The 14,180-nt window shown below is 72.6% G+C and carries 14 protein-coding genes and 1 pseudogene; 9 read left to right on the plus strand and 6 right to left on the minus strand.

The features are described from left to right. The first annotated feature begins 5 nt into the window (after positions 1-5). The 8 genes and pseudogenes from ACOQFB_RS22660 to ACOQFB_RS22695 all read left to right on the plus strand — a co-directional run bounded on the left by ACOQFB_RS22660 (position 6) and on the right by ACOQFB_RS22695 (position 7,771). Complete coding sequence (locus ACOQFB_RS22660; protein ID WP_421610501.1) at positions 6-1,208, plus strand: extracellular solute-binding protein; 1,203 nt, start codon at positions 6-8, stop codon at positions 1,206-1,208. After that, positions 1,205-2,911, plus strand: coding sequence for an ABC transporter permease subunit (locus ACOQFB_RS22665; protein ID WP_494492377.1), 1,707 nt, complete (start codon positions 1,205-1,207; stop codon positions 2,909-2,911). The genes ACOQFB_RS22660 and ACOQFB_RS22665 overlap by 4 nt, the downstream gene beginning before the upstream one ends. Continuing rightward, on the plus strand, positions 2,911-3,792 hold the full coding sequence (locus tag ACOQFB_RS22670) for a sugar ABC transporter permease (RefSeq protein ID WP_059437753.1): 882 nt from the start codon (positions 2,911-2,913) through the stop codon (positions 3,790-3,792). Before ACOQFB_RS22665 ends, ACOQFB_RS22670 begins: the two co-directional genes overlap by 1 nt. 38 nt (positions 3,793-3,830) lie before the next feature. Next, positions 3,831-4,632, plus strand: a pseudogene (locus ACOQFB_RS22675) (glucodextranase DOMON-like domain-containing protein). 88 nt (positions 4,633-4,720) lie between these two features. Beyond that, positions 4,721-5,896 (plus strand): carbohydrate porin, encoded by a 1,176-nt coding sequence (locus ACOQFB_RS22680; RefSeq protein WP_494492378.1) that lies wholly within the window; start codon positions 4,721-4,723, stop codon positions 5,894-5,896. Next, positions 5,893-6,048, plus strand: coding sequence for a hypothetical protein (locus ACOQFB_RS22685; RefSeq protein ID WP_494492379.1), 156 nt, complete (start codon positions 5,893-5,895; stop codon positions 6,046-6,048). The genes ACOQFB_RS22680 and ACOQFB_RS22685 overlap by 4 nt, the downstream gene beginning before the upstream one ends. 88 nt (positions 6,049-6,136) lie before the next feature. After that, positions 6,137-6,619, plus strand: coding sequence for a pullulanase-associated domain-containing protein (locus tag ACOQFB_RS22690; protein WP_059437756.1), 483 nt, complete (start codon positions 6,137-6,139; stop codon positions 6,617-6,619). 126 nt (positions 6,620-6,745) lie between these two features. Beyond that, the gene (locus ACOQFB_RS22695; protein WP_421610502.1) at positions 6,746-7,771 is read left to right on the plus strand and encodes a hypothetical protein; all 1,026 of its coding nucleotides are present in this window, start codon (positions 6,746-6,748) and stop codon (positions 7,769-7,771) included. Positions 7,772-7,783: 12 nt separating this feature from the next. Here the strand turns inward: ACOQFB_RS22695 and ACOQFB_RS22700 are convergent, their stop codons facing one another. The 4 genes from ACOQFB_RS22700 to ACOQFB_RS22715 form a co-directional block, all read right to left on the minus strand. Next, entirely contained in the window at positions 7,784-8,020 is a 237-nt protein-coding gene (locus ACOQFB_RS22700) for a hypothetical protein (RefSeq protein WP_237757929.1), read from the minus strand. A 57-nt stretch (positions 8,021-8,077) separates the two neighbouring features. Further along, positions 8,078-9,118: an HNH endonuclease gene (locus ACOQFB_RS22705; RefSeq protein WP_421610503.1), complete on the minus strand. Its 1,041-nt coding sequence runs from the start codon at positions 9,116-9,118 to the stop codon at positions 8,078-8,080. Positions 9,119-9,571: 453 nt separating this feature from the next. Further along, positions 9,572-11,194 (minus strand): alpha-amylase family glycosyl hydrolase, encoded by a 1,623-nt coding sequence (locus tag ACOQFB_RS22710; protein ID WP_421610504.1) that lies wholly within the window; start codon positions 11,192-11,194, stop codon positions 9,572-9,574. Positions 11,195-11,653: 459 nt separating this feature from the next. Continuing rightward, positions 11,654-11,785 (minus strand): hypothetical protein, encoded by a 132-nt coding sequence (locus ACOQFB_RS22715; protein WP_494492380.1) that lies wholly within the window; start codon positions 11,783-11,785, stop codon positions 11,654-11,656. An 86-nt stretch (positions 11,786-11,871) separates the two neighbouring features. Here ACOQFB_RS22715 and ACOQFB_RS22720 point away from each other — a divergent pair, with 86 nt between their 5' ends. Beyond that, complete coding sequence (locus ACOQFB_RS22720) at positions 11,872-12,030, plus strand: hypothetical protein (protein WP_494492381.1); 159 nt, start codon at positions 11,872-11,874, stop codon at positions 12,028-12,030. Position 12,031: 1 nt separating this feature from the next. Here the strand turns inward: ACOQFB_RS22720 and ACOQFB_RS22725 are convergent, their stop codons facing one another. Then, the gene (locus ACOQFB_RS22725) at positions 12,032-12,820 is read right to left on the minus strand and encodes a hypothetical protein (RefSeq protein ID WP_059437762.1); all 789 of its coding nucleotides are present in this window, start codon (positions 12,818-12,820) and stop codon (positions 12,032-12,034) included. Between the two features lie 41 nt (positions 12,821-12,861). Beyond that, entirely contained in the window at positions 12,862-13,965 is a 1,104-nt protein-coding gene (locus ACOQFB_RS22730) for a baeRF3 domain-containing protein (protein WP_059437763.1), read from the minus strand. Positions 13,966-14,180: the final 215 nt, after the last annotated feature.

Here is a 14,180-nt window from a genome sequence, read left to right on the forward strand (position 1 = left end):
GAACCATGCGGAACCGCTCGCTGCTCGCCCTGCTCGCCGCCCTGCTGCTCCCCGGCCTCGCCTCGGCGGCGGAGGTCGTGGTGTGGCACGCCTACCGCGGCGCCGAGAAGTCGGCCTTCGAGAAGGTGGTGGCCGCGTACAACGCGCGCCCGGGCAACCCGAACAAGGTGACCACGCTGGCGGTCCCGTACGACGCGTTCGCCGACAAGATCTCGGCGGCGGTGCCGCGCGGCAAGGGGCCGGACGTCTTCATCTTCGCGCAGGACCGCCTGGGCGGCTGGATCGAGGCGGGCAACACCGTCGAGCCCATCGACTTCTTCCTCGACGACGCGCTGAAGGCGCGCTTCATCCCCTCCACCCTCGAGGCGATGACCTACCGCGGCAGCGTGTGGGGGCTGCCGCTCAACTACAAGTGCATCGCGCTCGTCTACAACAAGAAGCTGGTGAAGGCGCCGCCGAAGAGCAGCGCGGAGCTGGAGGCGCTCGCAAAGAAGCTCACGCAGCGTGGCGCGGGCCGCTTCGGCCTCGCGTACTCCTACGCCGACTACTACTACCACGCGGCCCTCCAGAACGCGTTCGGCGGCCGCGTGTTCGACGCCGGCAAGCCGGTGCTCGACGCGCCCGAGAACGTGAAGGCGGCGGAGCTGCTGCAGGCCTGGATCAAGGCGGGCTTCATGCCCGCCGAGCCGTCCACCGCGCTCATCACCTCCCTGTTCAACGAGGGCAAGGCGGCGATGGTGTTCTCCGGCAACTGGTTCCTCGGCGAGATCGCGCCGGGCATCGACTGGGCCGTCACCACGCTGCCGGCGCTCACCGAGGCGGGCGGCAAGCCCATGCGCCCGTGGACCACGGTGGAGGGCGTCTACGTGGCCGCGCCCTCGAAGAACAAGGACGCCGCCTTCGACTTCGTGAAGTACGCCACCGACCTGGACGCGGCGCGGATCATGGCGCTCGAGGGCCGGCAGAGCCCCGCCAACGCGAAGGTCTACGCGGATCCGAAGGTGGCGGCCGACCCGGTGCTGGCCGCGTTCAAGAAGCAGGTGGACGTGGCGGTGCCCATGCCCAACCTGCCCGAGATGACCATGGTCTGGTCGCCCGCCACGACCGCCATGGGCTCGATCACCCGCGGCGGCGACGCGAAGGGCGCGCTCGCCAAGGCGCAGGCCAAGGTCGCGGCCGACGTCGCGAACCTCCGCAAGAGCAAGTGACGCGCCCCGCCTCCCACTGGCCCCGCGCGCTCGCGGCCCTCGCCGCCGGCCTCGCCGTCGCGGTCGCGCTCTCCTGGGCGTGGCTGCGCGCGGCCTCGGCCGGCGGGTACGAGGAGCGGGCCAGGGCGGAGGCGGTGGGGGCCACGCGGCTCGCGAAGGCGGTGGAGCAGGCCGGCGCCGAGGGCGACGCCGCCCGCGCGGCGCTCTCCGCCTGGCAGGCGGACCAGCCGGCCGGCACGGTGGGGCGCCTGGTGATCGTGTCCGGCGCGCGGCTGGAGGGCTCGACCGACCCGCGCGACGTGGGCGAGCGCGCCGCCCCGCGCCGGCTGCTGCGCGACGAGAAGTGGGCCTACGACCAGGCGCAGCGCCTCCGCGGCATCGTGCTGGAGAACGCGGAGCAGGGCTTCGCGCGCGCCGAGGTGGAGGTGGAGCGGCTGGAGGGCCGCTACGCGCTCGGCGCGCCTGTGCGCAAGGACGGCGCGGTGGTGGGCGCGGTGGAGGTGGACCGGCCCGCGAAGCCCCCGCCGGCCGCGCCCGGGGTGCCCGCCGCGCTCGCCGCGGTGGCGTTGCCGCTGCTCGCGCTCCTGCCGCTGCGGCGCGCCGCGGCCCGCCGCGGGCCGGCCCTGGCGGCGGCGCTCGTGCTCTACGCGGCCGGGGTGGGCGGGTTCGCGGCCTGGGCGCTGCGGCTCGCGGGCGGGGGCGGCGAGGGCGTCCGCGCGCTCGGGCTCTCCGCGGCGGTCGGCCTCGCGCTCGTGCTGTTCGTGGCGCTCGGCGGCGCGGCCCGGGCCCGGGCGGCCCTGGTGCGCCACCGGGTGGCCTACGCCTACGCCATCCCGGCGATGCTCGGGATGCTGGTGCTGGTGTTCTTCCCGTTCCTGTACGGGGTGGTGCTCTCGTTCACCGGGCAGACCCTGTACAACACCAGCGCGCCGCTCACCGAGATCTGGGTGGGCCTGCAGAACTACGTCGAGATCCTGCGGACGTTCGCGTTCCGCATGCCGGACGGCAGCCCGTCCTTCTACTGGACGCTCGCGTTCAACGTGATCTGGACGGTCACGAACGTCTCCATCGGCGTCTCCGTGGGGCTGGTGCTGGCGCTCATCCTCAACACCAAGGGGCTGGCGTTCCGGCCGATCTACCGCGTGCTCCTGATCCTGCCCTGGGCCATGCCGAACTACATCACCGCGCTCATCTGGCGCGGCATGTTCCACCGGCAGTTCGGCGTGGTGAACTACGCGCGGATGCTGTTCGGCCTCGAGCCGCTCTCCTGGTTCGACGAGACGTTCACGTCCTACCTCACCGCGCTCGCCACCAACGGCTGGCTCTCGTTCCCGTTCATGATGGTGGTCTCGCTCGGCGCCCTGCAGTCGATCCCGGCCGATCTCTACGAGGCGGCGCGGGTGGACGGCGCCTCGCGGTGGCAGCAGTTCAAGGCCATCACGCTCCCGTCGCTCAAGCCCGCGCTGGTCCCCGCCGTGATCCTCTCGGTGGTGTGGACCTTCAACATGTTCAACATCATCTTCCTCGTCACGGGCGGCGATCCGAGCGGCACCACCGAGATCCTCATCACCCAGGCGTACAAGTACGCGTTCCAGCAGTACCGCTACGGCTACGCGGCCGCGTACTCGACCGTCATCTTCCTCATCCTGCTCGCCTACGGCGTGTTCCAGAACCGGGTCACGCGCGCCACGGAGGGGATCTGATGGCGTCGCGCCGCGAGGAGCGGATCCCGCACTGGATCCTGCACGCCGTGCTGGTGGTGATGGTGCTCGTCGCCGTGTACCCGCTGCTCTGGGTGATCAGCATCGCGCTCTCCGGCGGGCAGAGCCTGGCGCTCGCCTCGCTCCCGGCGGATCCCGGCAAGCTCGACCTGCTGCGCGCCGTGATCCCCTGGCCCGAGCGCTTCAGCGCGGCGAACTTCACGGCGGTGTTCCGCGACCAGCCGTTCGGGCGCTGGATGCTGAACAGCGTGATCGTGTCGGCCGCGACCACCGTGCTCGGGGTGTTCCTGGCGTCCACCGCCGCGTACGCGTTCTCGCGCTTCCGCTTCCCCGGGCGGCGCGCCGGGATGATGTCATTCCTCGTGTCGCAGATGTTCCCCGGCACGCTGATGCTCATCCCGCTCTACATCATCATCGTGACGTGGCTGGGGCTCGGCTCGACGCGCACCGGGCTGGTGCTCATGTACGCCACCACCGCCATCCCGTTCTGCGTGTGGATGCTGAAGGGCTACTTCGACACCATCCCGCGCGAGCTGGAGGAGGCGGCCATCATCGAGGGCGCCGGCCCCGCGCGCGTGTTCTGGACCGTGGTGGTGCCGCTCGCGAAGCCGGCCATCGCCATCACCGCGCTGTTCTCGTTCATGACCGCGTGGAACGAGTTCATCCTCGCCGCGACGTTCATGGACAAGGAGGAGATGTACACGGCCCCCGTCGGCCTGCGCTTCTTCGTCGGCGGGTTCTCGCAGCAGTGGGGGTACTTCGCGGCCGGCTCGATCATCGTGTCGATCCCGGTCGTGGTGCTGTTCCTGTACCTCCAGAAGTACCTCGTGTCCGGCCTCACCGCCGGCAGCGTGAAGGGCTGAACCACGCCGCGACCCGCGGCACTCGGAGGAGTCGAACCATGATTCACCGTCTCGTCCTGGCAGCGCTCGCCGCCCTCGCGGCCACCACCGCCGCGGCGCAGGAGGTCGTGTTCAAGGACCCGGTCGGCGACGACAACGGGCCCGGCAAGTACGTCTACCCGACCGACCCCGTGTACAAGGCCGGCTCGTTCGACCTCACGCAGCTCAAGGTCACCGAGAAGGGCGACAAGGTCACCTTCGAGATCACGGTCAACTCCGACCTCGAGGATCCGTGGGGGATGCCGGCGCCGGCGAACTTCTCGGTGCAGATGGCGTTCGTCCACATCCAGACCGGCAAGGGCCCGAGCTTCACCAGGGGGCTGCCCGGCACCAACGTCGAGTTCGCCAAGGACTCCGCCTGGAACAAGGTGGTGATCCTCTCGCCGCAGCCGGCCGGCCGCGTGCGCTCCGAGGCGAAGCAGAAGGCGGCCGACCTGCTCGCCGCCATCGTGGTGCCCGACGAGACCGTCGGGAAGGGCCGCACCATCACCGGCACGGTGAGCAAGAAGGACCTGGGAGGGCTCCATCGCGAAGTGGGGCTACCAGGTCCTGATGCAGTCGAACGAGGGCTTCCCGGACAAGACCGACCTGCTCACCCGCAAGGTGAACGAGTACGAGGGCCAGCACCGCTTCGGCGGCGGCACCGACACCGACTGCGATCCGCACGTGATGGACGTGCTCGCGGGCAAGGCGGTGGGCGACAAGTCGGAGATCGCGGCGCAGCACGAGATGCTCGCCTACGAGTGCAACCCGGACGGCACCGTCAAGAAGCCGGCCACGCTGAAGATGGTCCGCAAGTAGCGGGGGAGGGACGGCGAACGAGAGTGGGAGGAGGGCGGGGCCGGCACGGCCCGCTGGAGCAGCACGGGAGCATCACCAGGGAGATCACATGAACGCCAGAAAGACGTTGGTCGGCATCCTCGCGGCGGCGATCGCCTTCACGGCGATCCCGGCGCAGGCGGTCGAGCTTCACGGGTACCTGCGCACCGGCATCGGCGGCAACGAGGACGGCGGCAACCAGGTCTGCTTCCTGACCGCGCCGGTCGGCTACAAGTTCCGCCTCGGCAACGAGTGCGAGACCTACGCCGAGCTCGAGTTCGGCCAGACGCTGTACCGGGATCGCAGCGGCGTGCAGTTCGACTACGTCGGCATGCTGCACTACAAGACCGGCGGCCTCCGCAACGCGGAGCCGCTCAACAACAACAGCGGCGGCAACACCGCCATCAACGAGTTCGCGCTGCGGCAGAACTACATCATCGCGAAGAACCTGCCCTTCATGGGCGGCGCGGCGGTGTGGGTCGGCAACCGGTACTACCGCCGCAACGACCTCCACATCCTCGACTTCTTCTACTGGGACGCCTCGGGCCAGGGCGCCGGCATCGAGGACGTGGACCTGGCCGGCTTCGCCAAGGTCGCCTTCGCGGTGCTGCAGAACAAGGGCGGCTGGGGCCTCGGCTACGACCGCAGCGACAAGACCGCCATCTGGCGCCCCGACCTGCGCATCTACTCGATCCCGTTCTTCTTCGGCGGCAACCTCGAGCTGGGCGCCGAGCTCGCCATCAACAGCGGCAGCCCGCGCGGCGCCGACGTGCAGAAGGTGAGCCCGATGTTCACCCTGCAGCACGTGCAGCCCGGCCTGCTGGGCGGCTTCAACAAGCTGGCCTTCCAGTACGCCACCGGCACCATCGCGCCGATGACCGGCTACCCCGAGCCGCAGAACAGCGACAAGGCGGAGCGCTGGCGCATCGTGGAGCAGATGGTGGTGCAGCCGAACTCGCTGTTCTCCGGCATGCTCGCGTTCGTCTACGAGGACGTCACGCACCAGTACGGCGGCGACGGCCCGTGGAACAGCTTCAAGACCTGGTCGCTGGGCGCGCGCCCGGTCTACCACGTGAACGACTACTTCAAGCTGCAGGCCGAGGTCGGCTACCAGTCCTTCAAGCCGAAGGACCCGCCGAAGGACGACGCGACGCTCTTCACCGCGTCCTTCGCCCCGACCATCTCGCCGGCCCCCCCGGGCCGGGCGGCGCGTTCTTCGTCCGTCCGGAGCTCCGGCTCTTCGTGACGTACGCGAACTGGAACACCGCCGAGGCCGGGTTCCTGCAGAGCTGGAACGCCGTGTACTACTCCGGCCCGAACGGCAACGGCCCGTCGGCCGTGTTCGGCGACAAGAAGCACGGCGTCACGTTCGGCGCCCAGGTCGAGACCTGGTTCTAGCGGCAGCGCATCACCGGCGGGGCCGGGGGGCAGGTTCCCCCGGCCTCACCGGCTTCGCGGATTACAGTGAGTGCAGGAGGGAACCGTCATGAAGCGTATCTTCGAGGTGCTCGCGGCCGGCCTGATCGCCGCCGTGATGGGGTTCGCGGGGCCGGCGGCGGCCGAGGAGAAGGCGGCGGCCGCGGGTGACAACGTCACGCTCCACTACCACCGCGCGGACGGCAGCTACGACGGCTGGGCGCTCCACAGCTGGGAGAGCTTCCAGGCGAAGTCCGAGGCGTCGGACGAGTGGGCGGCGAAGCAGATGTCGGACCGTCCGCTGAAGGGCGTGACCTGGTTCAAGCCCATGCAGCCGAGCGGCAAGGACGACTTCGGCATCTTCTGGACGATCCCGGCGAGCGAGTTCGAGAACGGCCGGGTGAACTACATCATCCACAAGGGCGACAAGAAGGATCAGTGCAACAAGGACATGTTCTGGATGATCAAGGACTCCAAGGAGGCCTGGGTCGTCTCGGGCGACTGCAAGGTCTACCTGTCCAAGGCGGACGCCGAGAAGGCGATGAAGAAGTAGCCGCGGCGGATCGACGCAGGCGCACGGGAGCGGCCGGGGCGACCCGGCCGTTTCTCTTTCCGTGTTCTCACGCAGGGTGTGATGGCGTACGGTGGGCGCCGGGCTTCCCGCGAAAGGCGCCTTCCGATGCGTGCACTCTCCGTCCTCGCCCTCCTCGCCGCCGCCGCCATCGGCCTCTCCGGTTGCAGCACGGGCGACTGCGCGGTCCCCGCCGGCTGTCTCCGGGCCGCGCGCACCGGTGGCTCCTGCGGCTGCGCCGAGTGGGAGGTCGTGGACACGCAGGAGGTGGTCCTGCCGTACGTGGTCACCGACGTCGCCTACCGGCCGTTCGGCGCGAAGAGCTTCTTCGTCACCGGGCACGCCTGGATCCCCCTGCTGGACCGCTACTCCGACACGAGCGAGGGGACGATCGTCCGCGCCGTGATCCGGTCCGCGGACGGCGGCGAGCAGGTGGCGCGCGTGGGCGCCGTGGACCCGGCGACCGGCCTCGAGCGCGTCACGGGCACCGTGCTGCGGACCCACCGCGTCATCACCCTTGGCCTCGAGCCCGAGCCGGTGGACGTCGCGGATCCCGGTAGGGACTCGATCGAGCTGTGGATGAACGCCGTGGTGAGCGTGGACACGGACGCGTCCGGGGCGAGGACCGTGCACTGGTCGCTCGGCTCGGGTCCCGTTCCGGCCATGAGCCACAACTACCAGGGGATCTCGATCCTGGTGCGCACGCTGCAGGAGGGCAGCTCGGGAACGACCTGGCTCGACGCGTACTTCGCCGATCTCGGCGCGGAGGGCCGTGCGGAGATCGTGGCCTTCGATGAGCGCGTCGCCGGGCCGCCGATGTCCGAGCGCTACCTGTGGCTCGATTCCTGGTCCCTGGTCGACCGTGAGCAGTTCGCCGCCCAGTACCGCTGGACCCCGTGCGAGGACCCCGAGGCGTTCGAGGTGCTGGCCGAGACCGCGGTCCCGCTCGCGAACGGCGACACCTTCGTGCTGCAGTACGGCGTGCAGGCCGACGCGACCTGTTCGCCGCAGTCCCCCGGCGTGTACCTCGAGTACTCGCCCGGCTGCTCCGGCGGTTACCAGATGTTCGTGGACCGGCTCTCCGGCAAGCTGATGATGCTCGCGGCGCCCTCCGGCACGTGCACGGGGCGCTAGCGCTCGCCGGCCTCAGCGCCGCCGCGGCGCGAGCAGGAAGAACGGGATCCCCGCCAGCACCAGCACGACCGCCAGCTCGCCCCACCCCACGCGCCGGGTGAGCAGCAGCAGCCCCACCAGCACCGCGGCCGCCACGATCCCGATGCGCCCGCGCTTCCAGGCGCCCGTGCGCAGGAACCACGCCACGCCGACGACGGCGAGCGCGAGCAGGACGACGAGGAACAGCTCGGTGCGGCCCATGCCACCCATGGCGGCGCGCATGACAGCACGCGGGCCCGCGGGTGTCCACCCGGGCGGGCGGGCGCCTCAGGCCGAGCCGCCGCAGCGTCTCCCCGCGTACGCGTCCATCAGCTGGTCACCGAACACCCGCCGCGCCTCCTCGAGGTTGTGGCCCCTGCAGCGGATGCGGAGGTTCTCGACCGTGGAGGCGCCGCCGCAGGCCCGCGGCACGACGTGGTCGAGCTCGAGCTGGTGCGTTGAGCCACACGGCTCGCCGGAGGGGAGGAGGAAGGTGCACCGCCCGCCGTCCCGTCGCCAGACCTCGCGGCGGACGTGGGCCGGGATGCGGTCCGGATCGCGAGAGGGCCGGGCCGCGGCCAGCGGCCGGTCCGAGCGCCCGCTCTTTCGCTTCTCCGCCTTCGCCAGCAGCAGGTCCACCGCCGCCTCGAGGAGCGCGTCGTCCGAGAGGTCCGGACGGAGGTCGCGGAGCCGCTCCAGCTTACGGGCGAAACGCTCACTTACCGTGACGTGGAGCCGCTGAAGCGTCGCCGTGAGCGGCGTGAGCTCCGCGATCCGAGACGGGGGCGCCACAGGGGCCGGTTCAACAGTTGAACCAGATGTCCTCCGCGGGATCACAAGTTCAACAGTTGAACCAGGCGTCACGGCAGGGATGGTCAGTTCAACAGTTGAACCAGCCGGCGGCCGGGGGACCGCCGTGAGCACCGTCCGCACCGGCGGCGCCGGATGCGGCTGCAGCGCCGCGACCACCTCCGCCGCCTCATGGCGGGACAGCCCGTAGAACCTCGGCAGCACCTCCTGCCAGTTCACGGGGTTCACCACCCGCGCCACATCGATGACCGTCGTGAAGCAGAGCCGCCCGTCCCGCAGCGGCTCGACCACGGCCGGGACCGCCTGGATGAGCTCCGCCGCCACCTTGCGGTACTGCGCCGAGCCCTTGGAGAGCCGAAGCTCGCGGTGCAGGTAGTGGAAGAGAGAGGCGTACCCCAGGTCTGCCCACGCGCGCCGCGCGTCGAAGCCGGCGAGCGCGACCAGGAACTCCGCCAGCGCCGAGCGCTCGCGGCGGAGGAGGGTGGCGAGCCGAGCCGAGAGTTCACGCACAGTGTCCATGTGGACACTCTCGCACGCGTTTCCGGGCCCTCGCCCGACGCCCGCATCCGCCGTCAGGGGCGAGAAGAAGCCACGACCCTCGCGAACCCGCCGCCAGGCCCCGCACGCCAACCACGCCCGCCGCCGACGCGCGAGGCGGGTCTTCCAGAGCCACCTGCGCCGCACGGGTCGCCTCAGCGTGAAACGAGGTCAAGCACGAACGGCGTGCCCGTTGGGCTGCAAGCAGTCACTCACCGTGACGGCGGTCCCGGCATCCCGCTCATGGTTCGACGGAGCTCACCATGAGCGGAGAAGCTCTGCGGCGGCGAGCGGAAGTCAGCCCGCCTCCCCCTGCGGCTTCTCGCAAGCCGATTCCGCGTCGCCGGTCCCGGCCAGCGAGGCCCGCCCCGCAAGCCCGCTGCCCGACCTCCAGCCCCTCTTCCAAGCCCGCCGCTCTCGCAGAGCCAGCCCCCCCTACCGCACCCTCCACACCCCGCTCCCGCGCGCCGGCAGCGTCACCCGCCACCCGGCCGCCTCCCGCACCAGCGCCGCGCCCGCGTCCACGAACACCGGCTCGGCAACCGCCCCCGGCGCCTCCAGGTCGCCGAGCTCGAGCGGCCCGGCGCCCATGTTGTGCACCACCAGCACCGTCTCCCCCTCGCCGCGCCGCAGGTACGCGAGCGCGGCGCCGGGGGTGGACAGCGGAGCCGCATCCCCGCGCGAGAGCGCCGCGGAGCCCTTCCGCGCCCGCACCAGCGCCCGGTACCGCGACAGCAGCGACCCGGGGTCGCCCGACTCCGCGGCCACGTTGGCGCTCTCGTGCCCCGGCGCGAGCGGCATCCACGGGTCACCCGTCGTGAAGCCGCCGTGCTCCGACCGGTCCCAGGGCATGGGCGTCCGCTTCCACTCGTCCTCGCGGCCCGGCCCGTTCTGCATCCCCAGCTCCTCGCCGTAGTAGACGAACGGCGCGCCCGGCAGCGTGAGCAGGATGGCCGCCGCGAGCCGCAGCTTCCCGGCGTCGTTCGCGAGCTGCGTCGCCACCCGGAACTGGTCGTGGTTGGTGAGGAACGGCGCGTCCACCGCGCCGGGCGGGTAGGCCGCGGCGATCTCGCGGAGCACGTGCGCGGTGAAGCCGCCGTCGCCCGCGTCCACGCCCTCCACGATCGCCTTCGCGAGCGGGAAGTCGAACAGCAGCTGCAACTCGTCCTTGCCGTCCCCGTAGTACCGGGCGATGTCGTCGGTCTCCGACCAGACCTCGCCCACCAGCACCGCGTCCGGCTTCGCGGCCCGCACCGCCGCGGCGAACTCGCGCAGGAAGACGTGGTTCTCCGGCGAGCCGGACTGGCCCGCGCCCGGCCCGGTCTCGATGAGGTGGCGGATGGCGTCGAGGCGGAACCCGTCCACGCCCTTCGCCAGCCAGTGCGCCGCGATCCGCTTCGCCTCCTCGCGCACCGCCGGGTTCCGGTAGTTCAGGTCCGGCATCCCGCTCCAGAAGATCGCGTAGTACCACTCGCCGCCGCGGCGGTACCAGGTGGTCTGCGACGTGTTCCAGGGCTGCGTCCAGCCCGGATCGTCCTGGCGCCACACGTACCAGTCGCGGCGCGGCGAGGTGCGCGACGACGCCGACTCGCGGAACCAGGGGTGCTGGTCGGAGGTGTGGTTGAGGACGAGGTCGAGGATCACGCGGACGCCGCGCCGGTGCGCCTCGGCGACGAGCCGGTCGAGGTCGGCCTCGGTGCCGTAGTCGGGGTTGACCTTCAGGTAATCGGTGACGTCGTAGCCGTGGTAGCTCGGCGAGGCGAACACGGGCATGAGCCAGATCGCGTCCACGCCCAGGTCGGTGGGGGTGGCCGGGTCGCCGTCGTTCAGGTAGTCGAGCCGGGCGGTGAGGCCGCGGAGGTCGCCCTTCCCGTCGCCGTCGGAGTCCGCGAAGCTGCGCACGAACACCTCGTAGAAGACCGCGCCCTTCCACCAGGGCGCCGCCGGGGCGGCGGCGGCGCGCGCGCCGGCGGCCGGTGGGCCGGCGGGCGCGTGCGCGCAGGCGAGCGCGGCGAGGGCGGCGGCGAGGAGCGCGGCGGGGCGGCGGGGCAGGGTCATGCGGCCTCCGGGGGCGCGCCAGGGCGCCGGAGCCGAGACTCTAGCGCGCCGCGCGGCGATCACCTGCGGTCGAAAAGGGCGCAGGCGCGCCGGCAGGGCGAGGCGCCCCGCGCCCGGGGGAGCGCGGCGGACGCCCCACGCGGCGGCAGGGCGCGGGCGAGGACGGCGCTATCCTCGGCGCCGCAAAGGAGGCCGCATGGGCCCGAAGCTCACGCCGAAGATCATCCTCGAGGGCACCCGCCTCACGCACAAGACCGACCTCGCGTTCGCGCTCAACGAGCACCCGCGCATCGTGGGGCCGCGCAAGTACCGGTACCACTCGCCGCTCGTGTCTGCGGAATGGTGCGCGTTCACCGACGTGCCCTGGGGGCGCGGGCCCATCAACTACGCGCCGGAGGAGGAGGCCCAGGCGATGGAGACGTACGCCACCTGGGCCCGCCTGTTCGAGCTCAACCGCTACTACTCGTGGATCGTGGACCGGTTCCACGTCTCCACCCGCGCGTACCAGCTCCAGGCCGGCCGCCGCGACCCGGACTTCTCCTGGCTCGACCCGCGCCTGCGCGTGCTCGGCTTCCGCCACGTGCTGTGCATGCGCCGGCCGGAGACCTTCGCTGCCGCCCGCGCCGAGCGGCTGAAGATCTCCGGCAAGCCCTCGCAACGACGACCTCGACGCGTTCGTGCGCGAGCAGGACCTGTTCCGCCGCCTGGTGCGCGAGTCGTCGCTGCCCTGGCTCGAGCTGGACGTCACCGACGGCGACGTGGCCGGCGCCGCCGACCGGGTGGCGGACTGGCTGGAGGCCACCGACGGGCTCTCCGCGCCGTGGGGCGTCACCTGACTCAGGCGGCGCGCGGCGGCGGCCGCGGGCCGGAGGACGGCGCCAGCGTGCGCCGGAGCGTGACGGCGCGCTCCAGCGGCCGCGAGGTGACCCCCTCCACCTCCCACGCGCCGCGCGCCCTGCGCAGCCGCAGCACGTTCACCCCGCGCGCGGGCGCCGGCGCGTCCGGCTCGTGCGCCTCGAACGCGCTCACCGCAACCCCGACGTCGCCGAGCAGGTGCAGCGTCCGCTCCACCTCGCGGAGCCACACGTCGCGCCCCTCCAGCCGCGCCAGCGCCACGTAGCGGTCCACCGGCAGGCCCGGGTCGGACGGCCCGCCGCGCCCGGTCTCCACGCGCGCGCCCGGGGCGAACAGCGCGGTGAACCGGCCCCACCGCTTCTCCGAGGGCGCGCCGGAGGCCGCGTCGTAGAACGTGCGCATCAGCCGCTCGATGGCGATGAGGTCGGCCGGCGAGACCCGCCCGGCCGCGCCCGGATCGTCGAGCAGCTCGTGGTCCGGGGCGGTCTCCAGCGCCGTGCGCACCTCGGCCCGGCGCTCGCGGAGGTCGCCCGCGCGGCGGCGCTGGCCGTAGGCCCAGGCGCCCACCACCACGGCCACGGGAAGCGGCGCGGTGGCGAGCGCCTGCGCGAGGGCCGTCGCGCCGGACGTGCCCAGCCGGGCCGCCCCCACCACGCCGGCGAGGGCGAGCGCCACCGCGGCGGCCGCACCCAGCGACGCGCGGGTGACCAGCCTGCGCTCCTCGAGGTCGAGCAGCGCGAGCCTCCGCTCGAGCCGCAGCTCCGTGAACATGTGCACCTCCCGTCCGCTCGGGGTGGGTGGAAACGATCGGCTCAGCTCCAGAACACCGCGGCGATGGGCGAGTCGCTGGGCATGCGGCTCGGGTGCACCTCGACCACGTCGCCGCCGCGCAGCAGCGTGAGGTCGCAGAGCGCGTCGATGACGTCGGCGCCGGCCCGCGCCTCGCGCCCGGGCGCCAGCGCGCAGGCGCCGCTGCGCGGGTCCACCCGGCCCGGCACGTGGGCGCCCTCGCGGTGGAGGAGCAGCCCCACGCGCCCGTCGGCGGCGGCCGCGGCGATCTCGTCCAGGCGATCGCTCGCCTCGCCGCGGAGCGATGCGCTCACGAACTGCGAGGCGGCGAGCTGCTCCACCTCCTCGTGGTGCGCGCGCACCACGTTCCACGCGCGGGCGTGCAGCGCCTCGAGATCGGCCACCTCCTCCTCGATCCCGTCGTCGAGCAGGTGCGGGTAGGCGCTCACCGCGCGGAACGGCGCGTGGTGCTCCGCCACCCCGGCCAGCACGAGCGGCGTGCCGCGGTCGTCGAGGAACGCGCAGAGCGCGTCGTCGAGCGCGCGGAAGCGGCGCCGCAGGCGCGCCTCCCCCTCGCGCCCGGCCCCGGTCACCAGCCGGAGCGGCCGGCCGGCCACGTCGCCCTCGCGCACCTCCCCCGCGAGCGCGGCGCGCAGCGCGCGCGGCGTGCGAGACGGCTCCACCTCGGCGAGCGCCTCGGGCGTGCCCTCCAGCAGCTCGGCCCCGCCGCCGCCGAGGAGCCGCAGCACGAAGAAGCGGCTGCGGTCCGCGTCGCGCAGGAGCGGCTTGGTGTGGAACGCGTCCGCCACGATCGCCAGCGCCGGCACCTCGAACGGCAGCTCGAACGCGAGGTTGACCTCGTGCGAGCGCAGCAGCGCCAGCGCGCGGGCGCGCGGGGGCCAGCCGCGCTCGAGCGCGCGCACCATCGGCTTCAGGAGCGCGTTCACCTCGTCGCGCGGGTGCGACGCCGAGAGGCGCCGCCCCGCCTCCTCGAGCAGCGCGTTCAGGCGGCGGCAGTCCTCCGGCCCGCCCGGCCATTCGGCGTCGAGCGTGAGGTACACGGAGAGGCAAGGGGGCTCCTGCGGCCCGATGAGCCAGTGCAGATCCCGGATGGTGACGCGCTTCATGAGGTCGGCCTCCTCTCTCCGGGCGGCGCGCATGCGCGTGCGCCCCCGGCGCGGGTGGACGCTGGGGTGGTGCGGGGCTGAGGGTGCGGGGATGCGTCCCGGCGGCGCTACGGGCGGCGCGCCAGGACGCGGGAACCAAGACAGGCCGGCGCCGGGGCGCACGCGGCCGCCGCCGGCGGGAGGGCCGGTGACGCCGCGAGGCGGGCGGAGGAGCG

This window comes from Anaeromyxobacter sp. Red801, assembly GCF_049201065.2.
Taxonomy (GTDB): Bacteria; Myxococcota; Myxococcia; order Myxococcales; family Anaeromyxobacteraceae; genus Anaeromyxobacter.